Source organism: Methylobacterium platani (assembly GCF_001653715.1).
GTDB lineage: Bacteria > Pseudomonadota > Alphaproteobacteria > Rhizobiales > Beijerinckiaceae > Methylobacterium > Methylobacterium platani.
Window position 1 is genome coordinate 1 of sequence record NZ_LWHQ01000111.1, and the last position, 11,685, is coordinate 11,685.

The 11,685-nt window shown below is 66.8% G+C and carries 13 protein-coding genes; all 13 read right to left on the bottom strand.

The genetic code is table 11. The features are described from left to right. Window positions 1-1,002 (bottom strand): GMC family oxidoreductase N-terminal domain-containing protein (locus A5481_RS31410; RefSeq protein WP_197514279.1); only part of this gene is annotated, 1,002 nt, incomplete at its 3' end. 14 nt (window positions 1,003-1,016) lie between these two features. Then, the gene (locus A5481_RS31415) at window positions 1,017-1,676 is read right to left on the bottom strand and encodes a gluconate 2-dehydrogenase subunit 3 family protein (protein ID WP_064504506.1); all 660 of its coding nucleotides are present in this window, start codon (window positions 1,674-1,676) and stop codon (window positions 1,017-1,019) included. Between the two features lie 12 nt (window positions 1,677-1,688). Beyond that, window positions 1,689-2,717 carry a hypothetical protein gene (locus A5481_RS31420; protein ID WP_082984983.1) on the bottom strand — a complete coding sequence of 343 codons (1,029 nt, stop codon included), beginning with the start codon at window positions 2,715-2,717 and terminating at the stop codon, window positions 1,689-1,691. Next, complete coding sequence (locus A5481_RS31425) at window positions 2,701-3,795, bottom strand: enolase C-terminal domain-like protein (RefSeq protein ID WP_064504507.1); 1,095 nt, start codon at window positions 3,793-3,795, stop codon at window positions 2,701-2,703. Before A5481_RS31425 ends, A5481_RS31420 begins: the two co-directional genes overlap by 17 nt. Window positions 3,796-3,812: 17 nt before the next feature. Further along, the gene (locus A5481_RS31430; RefSeq protein WP_048434478.1) at window positions 3,813-5,603 is read right to left on the bottom strand and encodes a thiamine pyrophosphate-requiring protein; all 1,791 of its coding nucleotides are present in this window, start codon (window positions 5,601-5,603) and stop codon (window positions 3,813-3,815) included. 211 nt (window positions 5,604-5,814) lie between these two features. After that, complete coding sequence (locus tag A5481_RS31435) at window positions 5,815-6,759, bottom strand: SMP-30/gluconolactonase/LRE family protein (protein ID WP_048434477.1); 945 nt, start codon at window positions 6,757-6,759, stop codon at window positions 5,815-5,817. Between the two features lie 344 nt (window positions 6,760-7,103). After that, on the bottom strand, window positions 7,104-7,283 hold the full coding sequence (locus tag A5481_RS34405; RefSeq protein WP_156311877.1) for a hypothetical protein: 180 nt from the start codon (window positions 7,281-7,283) through the stop codon (window positions 7,104-7,106). Window positions 7,284-7,697: 414 nt separating this feature from the next. Then, window positions 7,698-8,150 carry a response regulator gene (locus A5481_RS31445; protein ID WP_048434475.1) on the bottom strand — a complete coding sequence of 151 codons (453 nt, stop codon included), beginning with the start codon at window positions 8,148-8,150 and terminating at the stop codon, window positions 7,698-7,700. Further along, entirely contained in the window at window positions 8,147-8,461 is a 315-nt protein-coding gene (locus A5481_RS35550) for a sensor histidine kinase (RefSeq protein WP_245238880.1), read from the bottom strand. The genes A5481_RS31445 and A5481_RS35550 overlap by 4 nt, the downstream gene beginning before the upstream one ends. A 3-nt stretch (window positions 8,462-8,464) precedes the next feature. Further along, window positions 8,465-9,265 (bottom strand): HWE histidine kinase domain-containing protein, encoded by an 801-nt coding sequence (locus A5481_RS31450; protein WP_245238878.1) that lies wholly within the window; start codon window positions 9,263-9,265, stop codon window positions 8,465-8,467. Window positions 9,266-9,489: 224 nt separating this feature from the next. After that, window positions 9,490-9,726: a hypothetical protein gene (locus A5481_RS31455; RefSeq protein WP_064504508.1), complete on the bottom strand. Its 237-nt coding sequence runs from the start codon at window positions 9,724-9,726 to the stop codon at window positions 9,490-9,492. 220 nt (window positions 9,727-9,946) lie between these two features. Beyond that, on the bottom strand, window positions 9,947-10,324 hold the full coding sequence (locus A5481_RS31460) for a response regulator (RefSeq protein ID WP_082173167.1): 378 nt from the start codon (window positions 10,322-10,324) through the stop codon (window positions 9,947-9,949). Window positions 10,325-10,333: 9 nt separating this feature from the next. Continuing rightward, window positions 10,334-11,685, bottom strand: a 1,352-nt coding sequence (locus A5481_RS31465) for a sensor histidine kinase (protein ID WP_156655681.1), incomplete at its 5' end; no start/stop codon positions are given.

The window sequence follows — 11,685 nt, forward strand, 5'->3', positions numbered from 1 at the left end:
GGAATTGGCGAGCCCGTCCGGAAACTCCTGGTGGGCCGAGTTGAGGAGCAGTCGCGGCGTCTCGATGGCGTAGCCCGCCACCACGACGTGCTTCGCGCGCTGGAACCGCCACCGGCCCTCGCGGTGATAATGCACGCCGATGGCGCGCCCGTTCCTGGTCTCGATCCGCCCCACCATGGCGAGGTCGCGGATCTCGGCACCGGCCTTCAGCGCCCGGGGCAGGTAGGTGACGAGCACGCTCTGCTTGGCGTTGGTCGAGCAGCCCAGCGTGCAGAAGCCGCGATAGACGCAAGGCGGCGCGTCCCCGCGCGGGGCCGAGATCGTGGCGAGCGGCGTCGGCGTCCAGCCGATACCCATCGCCTCGGCGCCGCGGGCCAGCACCTTGGCCGCGGCGTTGATCTCGTGCGCGCGGCGGTGATAGCGGCGCCGATGCGGTCCCCACGGATAGGTGACCGGTCCCGAGATCTTCAGGTCGTCCTCGACCTGATCGTAGTAGTGCCACATCTCGCGCCAGTCGATCGGCCAGTCTGCGCCGTAACCCATCAGCGTGCGCGCCTTGAACCATTCCGGCCGGAAGCGCAGGGCCACCATGGCGTAGTGTACGGTCGAGCCGCCGACCGCTTTGCCGGAATTGTTCGAGCCCATCTGCAGCGGGTTCTCGCCGTCGACGATGCGCTCATCGGTCCAGTACAGCTTGGACTGATGACTCTCGTCGGAGGCGAAGTCCTCCAGGGGGCGGAAATACGGGCCGGCATCGAAGGCGACGACCGAGAACCCGGTTTCGGCGAGCCGGCAGGCCAATGTGCCGCCGCCCGCGCCGGTGCCGATAATCGCGAAATCGACCTCGTCCTCGTCGCGGTGCTGTCGCATCGGCACCCACTCGCCGATCCGCATCACGTTAGGGGCGCGGCCGTCGCGGGCGCGGGGATGGTGCTCGGGATCGTCACCCGGCGTGCCGTGCTTCGGGTTGTCGGCGGCGCTGCCGAGGCCGGGGATGCGCATGTCGAAATCTGTCCTCAGTCGCCGACCCGAAGGTTCTCTTCGTACGCTTCGGCCTCGCGGCCGGGCTTCGCCTCGGCGGCCTCCCAGGGGTCGCGGCGGTCGAAATCCATCCGCACGTAGCCGCGCGGGCTCGCCGGGCCGCCCCAGCCGATCTCGTTCCAAGCGGTCGGGTGGGCGTAGTAGGCCTTCACCACGTCGGCGAGGACGCGTTGGTGGAAGAACAGCTTGGAGGGCATGCCTTCCCAGGCTGCGTCCATCAGTTCACCCTTCTCGGCGAGCTTCAGAAGTTCGTCCTGCGCCCAGGCACCGAGCTCGTGGAAGCGCGCGCCGAACCGTGCGATGGCCTCAGCGTCGAGGGCCCGCAGGCCCCGCCGCCATGCCTCGCGCTCCTCGGGTAGTTCGGCATTGCGGTAGCCGTCGCGCGTATCGGTCGCGAGCTTGTGGTCGACGAGCGCCGCGACCGGAACCGGCGCCTCCCGGTCGGCTGGCTGCGGCACGATGCGCGCGGCGAGAGCCTTCAGGGTGGGCCACTCGGCCTCGACGAAGAAGCGACGCGTCTCTGGCCCGATCGCCAGTCGCTCGTCGAGTACGGCGCGGGTCTTGGCGTTCCAGGACGGGCCGTCGCGCTTCGCCAGTACGTCGTAGCCTGGATAAAGGTCTCGTCTGGGAAGCATGCGGCCCTCGGATTAGAGGCGAAGCGGACGGTGCTCGAGCAGTTCGAGGGCGGCGAGGCCGCCGAGCGCCACGCCGGAGAAGGAGGGGGGAGCCGGCAGCGGCGGCCCGTCGATCAGGTTCTGGCGCCAGTTGTCGAAGCCGCCCATCATCCGGGCCACGCCGTAGGCGTGGAGGGCGACGCCGCTGAGGCCCATGGCGGAGACCGCCCACATCCCCCACTTGGCACCGACCTGGCTCGCGCCCTCGGACTTGCCGGCGGCGCGGACGAGGAGGGCTGCCGCAAGCGGCGGCAGGGTCACGGGCACGAACATAGCGGGGTTCTGGAAGGCGCCGCGAAAATGCAGCAGCCCGGCCTCTAGGGTCGTGCCGGCGAGCATGCCGGCGGTGGCGAGCGCCAGCATGCGCCCTGCCGGCTTTCCGCCGAGGCGGGGCTCGTAGGGATCGGCGTCGCGCACCCGCTCGGCAACGATGCCTAGGAGACCGGCCAGCGTCAGCGCCATCGGCGCGCCGATCGGGGCCGAGTAGAACAGGTTCTGAAGGGAGTACCCGCCCTCCCGCTTGCCGACGTTGTAGGCGTGGAAGCCAAAGCCAATCAGCCCGGTGAGGCCCGCCAGCGCTTGCACCGTGTGCCGGACGTGGGAACTGCCGGGATCGGTGTCGCCGGCACCGTGCAGGGACGAGGCTAGGGCGATGCTCGAGACGATGATCGGCGTGTACATCGCCCGGTTGAAGAACTGGCCGCGATAATGCTCGAGGCCGGAGTCGAACAGCACGGAGGCGGCGAGCATCGAGGAGGCGTGGTTGAGGCGCTGCGCCGCGCTCGCGGTCACGGCGCGGCCGCGCGGGGCGTAGCGGCGGCCCTCCAACGGGGCCGGACCGAGGCGCTTCGAGCGCCCGGCAGCGAACCAGGTCAGCAGGCCGGCCCCGGCCGCGACCGCCGCGAGGGCAACGGCCGGATGGACCGCCGCCTCGACCCGCACCGGGCCGACGCGGCGCTTGAGGGAACCGGCGTGGGGACCGCGATCAGACGGCATAGGCATCGGCGTCCCGGCTCTTCAGGGTGAGGCCGTGGCCCGGCCGGCCCGGGTCGGGGGCGATCGCGCCGTCCCGCGGCACCGGCGCCCCGTCGAACAGCATCCGCTCGATGCGGACATGGTCGTGGAACCATTCGAGGTGCCGGAAGCGGGGTGCTGCCATCGCGACGGGCAGGTGCAGGGCGGGGGCGCAGTGACCGGAGAGGTCGAGATGCGCCGCCTCGCACAAAGCCGCCATCTTGAGGAAGCCGCTATAGCCGCCGCAGCGGGTCACGTCCGCCTGCGCCACGTCGACCGCACCGGCGCGGATCAGGCGCTGCAGGTCGTCGAGGGTGTAGGCGTACTCGCCCGCGGCGATCTCCATGCCGGCGGGCGCCGCGGCGCGGACGAACGCCATCCCGTCGGGATCGTCGCTGGTCACCGGCTCCTCGAACCACGCCACGCCGAACGGCTCGACGGCCCGCGCCATCGCGAGCGCGCGTTTCGGCGTGAAGGCGCCGTTGGCGTCGATGTACAGCTCTGCGTCCCCGATTACATCCTTCACCGCCGCCATCCGGGCGGGGTCGCGCTCGGGCTCGCTGCCGATCTTCATCTTCACCGCCCGGCAGCCGTCGCGCGCGACGAAGGCTTCGAGCTGCTCGCGGAGCTGCCGGTCGTCATAAGTTGTGAAGCCGCCGCTGCCGTAGATCTCGGCGCGCTCCCGTACCCGGCCGAACAGGGTCGCCAGCGGCAGCCCGAGGAGGCGCGCCTTTAGGTCCCACAAGGCGGTGTCGAGAGCCGAGATAGCGCTCGTCGCGAGCCCGGAGCGGCCGAGGTTGCGCACCGCCCCCCACAGGACCGCGTTAGCGTGTGGGATGTCGAAGACCGAGAGGCCCGAGAGCCGCGTCGCCAGCGTCGCCTCGATCAAGGGTGCGACGCTGGCGTCGGTGTAGCTGTAGCCGAGGCCGGTCTCGCCCGCGGCCTCGACGTGGACGACGACGATCGTCGTCTTGTCCCAGGCATAGGTCCCGTCGGACTCGGGCGCGTCGGTGGGCACGGTGAAGGCTCGCGCCCGCACCGCCCGGATCATCGGATCGTCACGCATCGTCGCCGCGCCGGGTCTCAGCTCTTGCTGCCAGGCAGGACCGAACTCAGCACCTGGCGGGCGGTGTCGACCAGCAGATGGCGCTCCTTCGGATCGCCCTTGCCGAGCATCGACATGTAGTTCTTCACCTGCTCGAAGGTGAAGAACGGCGGCAGCGGCGGCACCTCCGGGTCGGTCTTGACCTCCAACACCACCGGCACCGGGCTCGCCAGGGCCTCGTCCCAGGCCGCGCCCATCCGCTCCGGATCGTCGACGTAGATGCCGCGCAGCCCGATCAGCTCGGCGAACTTGTGATAGGGCACGTTCGGGATCGTCTGGCTCGCCTCGAACTTCGGGTTGCCCTCCATCACCCGCTGCTCCCACGTCACCTGGTTCAGGTCCTCGTTGTTGAAGACGCAGCAGATCCAGGTTTTGTTCGGCCAGCGGTGCATGTACTTTGACACCGTGATTAGCTCGGCCATGTTGTTCATCTGCATGGCGCCGTCGCCGACGAGCGCGATCACTGGCCGGTCCGGATGGGCCACCTTGGCGGCGATAGCGTAGGGCACCGCCGCCCCCATCGAAGCGAGGCCACCCGAGAGCGAGCACATCTGGCCTCGCCGCATCTTCAGGTCTCGGGCGTACCAGTTGGCACAGGAGCCCGAATCCGAGGTGATGATGACGCGGTCGGGCATCCGCGGCGAGAGTTCCCAGGTCACCCGCTGCGGGTTCACCGGGTTGGCCTTCGCCATCGCGCGATCCTCGGCCTCCTTCCACCAGGAGGCGACGCCTTTCTCGATGCCCTTGCGCCAGGAGCCACCCTCCGCCTTCTGCTTGAGCAGCGGCAGGAGCGCGCGCAGGGTTTCGGCCGACTCGCCCTGGAGCGGAACCTCCATCGGGTAGCGCAGGGACAGCATCTCCGGCGCGAGGTCGATCTGCACGCCGCGGGCCTGGCCCTCCTCCGGCAGGAACTCGGCCCAGGGAAAGCCGGAGCCGATCATCAGCAGGGTGTCGCACTCCGCCATCATGTCGGAGGAGGGCTCGGAGCCGAGCAGCCCGATCGTGCCGGTGACGAAGGGAAGGTCGTCCGGGAGCGCGGCCTTGCCAAGTAGCGCCTTGGCGACACCGGCCTGGAGGCGGTTCGCCACCGCGATCACCTCGTCGGTAGCATGGAGCGCGCCGGCGCCCACTAGGATCGCGACCTTCTCGCCGGCATTGAGCACGTCAGCGGCCCTGCGGAGATCGGCCTCGAACGGCACGACCTTCGGGGCGGTCCAGCCTGTCCCTGAGAAGGTATTGCCGTGCTTGCGGACGGGGGCCTCGTAGGGAACGTCCTGCAGGTCGTTCGGCAGGATGATCGCCGCGACCTTGCGCTCGGCCTTGGCGATGCGCATCGCCCGATCGACGATATGGCGCACGGACGCCGGGGAGGCCGCCTGCTGCACGTAGGCCGCGACGTCCTTGTAGACGCTGGTGAGGTCCAGTTCCTGTTGGTAATGGGCGCCGTTGACGTTGCGCGCCTGCTGGCCCGCGATGGCGAGCAGCGGCACATGATCGGAATAGGCGTCGTACATGCCGGTGAGCAGGTGCGTCGCCCCGGGGCCGGAGGTCGCGAGGCAGACGCCGACCTCGCCGGTGAACTTGGCGTAGGCAGTGGCCATGAAGGCCGCCATCTCCTCGTGGCGGACCTGGATGAACTCGAACGGCAGGTCGTTGCGCTGGAGGGCGCCGAGGAGGCCGTTGATGCCGTCGCCCGGGTAGCCGAAGATCGTCTTCACCCCCCACTCGGCGAGACGCTTCCAGAAGAAATCGGCGACGGCTTCGGCCATGGCTGCTCCTCAGGAGCCGTGCGGCATCGCGAACCCGATCGGGGGCCTGCGAAGGATGCGGCGACCGGCTCCTCAACGTGCCCTTGGGGCATTGCCTCCATCGCGGGGCTAACCGACATACTTTGGGGATGTTCCTGGCAGAGATGTTTCCGTCACGTGTCAGGTGTTTCCGGCACTCCCAGGCGGTGCAAGGGTTCGTGCCCCGTCGGCTTCAGTCGCTGGCAAGGTCGAGGGCGTAGAGGTGCTGCCCAGAGGTGATGAACAGCCGCCGCTTGTCCGGGCCGAAGCAGCAATTCGAGCATGTCTGCGGGGTCGGGATCAGCCCGAGCCGGCCACCTTCCGCCGAGAAGACCTGCACCCCAGACCCCGAACTCGTCCAGATCCAGCCACGGTGGTCGACCCGAAAACCGTCGGGCACGCCGGGCTCGATCTCGGCGAAGGCGCGTGGCTCGCCGAGGCCGGCATCTTTACGAACCGGGAAAGCCAGAATGGTGTGCCCGTCGCCGCCCTCGGTGCGCGATGTATCGCTGACGTAGAGCGTGCACCCGTCCGGTGAAAAGGCGAGCCCGTTCGGCTGGCCGAGATCCGCCATGCGCCGCACGCTGCCCGTGCTTGGGTCGAACCGGTAGACGCTGTAGTGTCCGAGATCCGACTCGGCCAAAGCGCCTTGCCTGGGCAGGCGCAGGCCGTAGGCCGGATCGGTGAACCACAAGGCGCCGTCGGCGGCGCAGGCGACGTCGTTCGGCGCGTTGAAACGACGGCCTTCGAAGGTCTCGACCACCATGGAGGAGCGTCCATCGGGCGTGGTGCGAGACAGGCGGCGGTTGCCGTGCTCGCAGTGGATCAGGTCGCCGTTCTGGTCGACCGTGTTGCCGTTGATGAACGGCGCCGCGTCGATCACGACCCGCACGCAGCCGTCCGGATGCCAGCCGAGCACGCGCCGGCCCTCAATGTCCGACCACACCAGGATCCCGCGTGCGGGCCACCATACCGGTCCCTCGCTGAAGACTGCCTGATCGTAGAGCGAGACGAGGCGGGCCTGGGGCGGGACCGCTTCGGTGAAGCGTGGGTCGAACGCCTTCGGCGGATCGACATCAGGGACGGTCTCCGGCGGACCGGGCTGACGCAGCAGGTTCGAGGCGGGTCCGGCGCTCATGAATTCTCCACAATCGCATCTCTCGGTGGGACGCGATGGAGGGGCATTCCAAGGCGGCCTTGCAGGCAACAACCGGCGCCGACAGATCTTGTTCGCGCTTCGAAGCAAGGACAGTAGCGTCCTATTGTGCCCCCGATCACCGAAAAGGTCCAAGTGTTTCCTGCTTGGCTTGACGTATTATCCCTCGCTGAGCTGATGATCGTGGGCGGTCGGCACGTCTTCATACGGTTCAACAGGGGTCTGGCACACCTGTAAGGAAAGCGGTCGTTTTCTTACATTAGGGTACAAGCAGGAGAGGAGCGTTAGAGGCGAGAGACGGCCGCTTCCCAAGCGAGGTATGTCCGCTATGATGCTCCATGCGCAAAGGCGAAACCGAAGTCGATATGGTCAGGCGGCACATCGAGAACGGTGCCCGGCACATCGCGGAGCAACGTGCTCTCATCGCTCGACTGCGAGGGAAGGATCTGCCGACTGACAAAGCAGAGGCACTCCTGACCACCTTCGAGGACCTTCAACGTCAGCATCAAGATCATCTTGTGCGGATCGAAGCTCGCGGAAGGGAGGCACCCCTCTAGAGCCGAATGCGGTCTCTCATACCATGGCCGCAGCTGACAACCATCGCTGAGCAACTCGCAGCCGATGGAACGACTCTAGTTTAGGTCCATTGGTTCGGCAGTCACACCAGCCTGCCGCTCCTAAGCCTCTCGGCTGGCGTCACAGGCGGGTCGGGTCTCCATGACGGGGAAAACGCCCCGGCCCGCCTTTCCAGGCCTAAAACTTCCGTAAGGATTGCGTCCCAGCGTATGGGGCGCAAAACAGTTGCCGTCTCGCCTTCCCGATCACGCTTTTGGCGAGACTGGTGGGCCAGGTCTCTTCGGAGGGAACAACCTGGCCCGCCATGACGTGACCGGGCCGAGCCTGGCCTGAGCCAGGAACGCTTAGCGGCAGTGATCTGCCCGGATAGGCTGCCCATTCGGGGTATGGCATACGCACGACATGGAGCTGCCGATGCCCCACTTACGGGCTTGGGCTCCCCCGATGAGCAGGCGCGTCAGCAGATGTTCCAGCGGCGCTGGCTGGTAGGGCTTCTGCAGCACCGGAACCGCCTTGTAGGCTTCCTCCAGTCCCTGCTTGCCGTATCCAGTCGCGAACAGGAACGGTGTGCGGCGCTCGAACAGCAGGTCTGCTACCGGATAGCTGCGCGCGTCTCCGAGGTTCACATCCAGCAAGGCCAGATCGAACACCTCGTTGCGGGCAAGCGCCAACGCCTTGTCGAGGCGCATCGCGACGACAACCTCACAGCCGAGTTCTAGCAGCATGTCCTCGGCCAGCATGGCGACGAGGCTTTCGTCCTCGACCAGCAGAACGCGACGTCCAACCAGCAACGTCATGAAACCTGCCGCCCCTCGATGGTCTCCTGGCCAACCCAGCCCAAAGTGGTCAGCGGGATCTGCAGCTCGCAGATCACGCCGGCAGGGGCGTAGGTGATTTCGGCGCTGCCATCAAATTCCATGGGGAGCTGTCGCTCGATCAGCCGCGAACCAAACCCCTTGCGCGTGGGAGCGACAACGGGAGGCCCCCCGCATTCTTCCCAACGCAGGTTGAGCTGCTGGCGATCATCCTCAAGGTCGTGCAGGGACCAGGTCAAAATGACCTGACCTTCAGGCACCGACAGGGCGCCGTACTTGGCCGCGTTGGTCATCAGTTAATGCAAGGCCATGGCCAGAGTTACAGCCACCTTCGGGTGCAGCCGCGCATCCGGTCCTTTGAGCTGAAAGCGGTTAAGATCGACCTCTGCCAGTAGGTGCGGCGCAAGCGCACGCTCGATCACGCTGCGCAGGCTGGCGCTTTCCCAGTTATCCTCCACCAGCACGTTATGGGCAGTTGAAAGGGCCACCATGCGCGCGTCGAACACCGCCCGCGCAGCCGGGTCTGGCGGTCCCCGGAACGTCTGGGCGGCGATCGACTGCACCGTGGCGAGGGTGTTTTTCACCCGGTGGTTCAGCTCGTTGATCAGCAGGCGCTGGCGCTCGGCCGCGGCCTTCTCCTCGCTGATGTCGCGCACCTCGATGATCGTGCCGATGATGTTGGCAGCGTCGTCGCGGATCGGACTGGCCGTGAACCCGACCGGATAGAAATGACCGTCGCGGTGGACGAACACCTCCTCGCCGCGCTCCTGGTTGTTTTCTGGAAACGCGCGATCAATGGCGCATTCGTGCAGCGGAAACGGCCGTCCGTCCGGGTAGGTGTGGTGGACGATGTCGTGTAGCGGGCAGTCCCGCGCCAGCACTTCTTCGAGCATCCAGCCAGTCAGCTGCTCGGCCGCGCGGTTCATGTAGATGCAGTGCTGGCGATCATCCATCAGGAAGATCGACACCGAGGCGTTGTTGAGCACGGCATTGAGCCGCCGTTCGGTCTCGAACAGCTGGCCGGCGCCACGCCGCAGGCTCACCAGGGGTGCGCTGGCGACAGCAGTGGACTGCAGCGGTTGCCGGGAGTTCGGCACGGTTAGGAGCCTTTTTTGCGGGTTGGTCTGGCACCCGCAGCGTAGGCTGGACAGCGGGTAATAGGCATCATGAGCGGCGGCGCTTGCCGCAGACCCAGGGTCTGCAATGCCCAGGGTAAGGGGGATGTTCCCTTGCCTGCTGACGCAAGGCTGGATCGCTGAGCGGACTGTGACCGATCCAACCCTGGATCCCTCTTCGGTGGGTAGCCATGCCAGGCAAGGCGCTACCCACCGCCTTTAGTGGCGTCGTGGTTAGTGACCTCAAGAGCCGCCAGATTACCCCGCAATTCCATCCCTTTGATCCAGCGGCTACGGCTCATGGACCGGAACGTCGCAGCGGTAGCAAGGTGGTCGTCTGCCTCCATCAGGGCAGCAAACTCGGCCAGCTCGTGAGCCATGCTTTCCTGCTCGACAATCTCGGCGATCATCGCATCCGCCAGTCGCCTGTGTGCGTCGGTCATCCACTGCCGCCTGAAATGCCGTTCGCACTTAAATCGCGGACATCTGACCGGGGCGCAAGGTGCGGATGGCTACCCCTGGCTCTGGCGGGGTGTGCACAACGCGCAGAACGACCCACGGTCAGGTCACGCTCCGAACGGCATCTTACGCTGGCAAGCCGTTCCGGCGCAGCGAGCAGATCGACCGGGTGCAGGCAAGCTTGCGTACGGCGGACAGTCGTCACTAGGCCATCATCCGCTGGATGGCCTCGGTGAGTTCGTCACGCTTATAAGGCTTGGAGAAGAACACGCCACGTGCGGGCAGATCGCTGGATTGGAGCTTACGCTTGCCGGAAATCACAATAAGCTCGATGGGCGGCCAGCGATCACGGATCATCGCCGCAAGTTTTAATCCGTCCATGCCACCCGGCATGTCGATGTCTGTAAATACCAGTCTAATGTCGGGGCGTCTTTCAAGAATGCGGACGGCGTCAGCGGCATCCGCCGCCTCGATTGCCTCATAACCGGCTGTCTCGACCAGATCGACGGCCATCATGCGCTGTAGCGGCTCATCTTCGACCACAAGGATGATTGGGGAGGCCGGCGGTGTGAACTGTCCCACGATCAGGCCCTACGCTTGCTGTATCTGCGCGAGCGGCGCGCGCATCTGAGCCTGGAAACCGGCGGGCAAATAACTAAGACTCACATTGCCGTTGCCAACCAGGCCCATGCGGATCAGGCGAGAGCCGAACCCCTTGCGGGCCGGTGGTTCGGCCACGGGCGGCCCCCCGTGCTCCTGCCAGTCCAAGACCAGGTCCTCCGCGTCGTCCTTGCCGTTGAGGTGCCAGCGTACCGCGATGCGGCCGGTGTCATTGGACAGGGCACCGTACTTGGCAGCGTTGGTCGCCAACTCGTGCAGCAGCAGCGATGTCGACAGGGTCGCTCGAGGCCCTAGCGCGACCGGCGGGCCACTGAGTTCAAGGCGACCAGCCTGCGCGAAGTTGCCGAGCACGGCGTCGGCCACCGCGTGCAGGGGTGCCGAGGCCCATTCCTGCTTGAGCAGGATGTCGTGGGCAGCGGACAGGGCGTGGATGCGCTTTTCGAACGCCTCGACGGGCGCCTTGTCTGGCACTGTTCGCAGGGTCTGTGTAGCGATCGAGAGTACCATCGCCAGGGTGTTCTTAAGGCGATGCGACAGCTCTTGGTTCAAGACCGCCTGCTGTTCCTCGGCACGCCGGCGCTCGGCGGTCTGGCGCGCCAGTTCGGCAACCTGACGCACGAACGCAACCTCCGGCCCTTCCCATGACCGGGGTAGGCTGTCGTTGACGTAGAACACCGCCACCGTCTTGCCGCTCTCGACGATGGGCAGGTTGATAAGGGCGCGCACGGCGACCGCGTCCAGGGTGCCTGCTCTGTCCTGCGTGCGAGGGTCCTCGCGCGCGTCGGCGATCACGATGTCCTCGCCACGGCGCAGATTGTCGGCGTAGCGGCCGTAATCACTCATCTGGTAGGTGCCGGCGAGGGTCGGCACACCCGGGGCGGTCCAGTCTTCAGCGACCTCGAAGGTCTCACCATCCGGGGCGACACTACCGTAGCCCACGCGGCCAGCACCGAGGGTCCGACCAACGATGGCGGTAGCAAATTGCATCACCGAGGGAATGTCTGACGCCGTGCGCAGCTGGTTGCTCAGCTCCAGCAGCGCTTCTCGGCGCTGCTCGGCCTTCCGGCGATCCTCGACATCAAGCAGAACCCCGGGGAAGGTCAGCGGCGTCCCATCCGGTGCGTGGTCCACGCGCCCGTTGGCCTCGATCCAATAGTAGCGCCCATCCGCCCGGCGCACCCGGTACTGGTGCGCGTATGCGCCGCCCCGTGCGATGGCCTCGTTGATCGCGGTGGCCAACCCGGCCTGGTCGTCCGGATGCACCGTCGCGACGATCTGCGCGAGCGGGATGCCCTCGCGACCAAGCGCCGGATCAAGGCCAA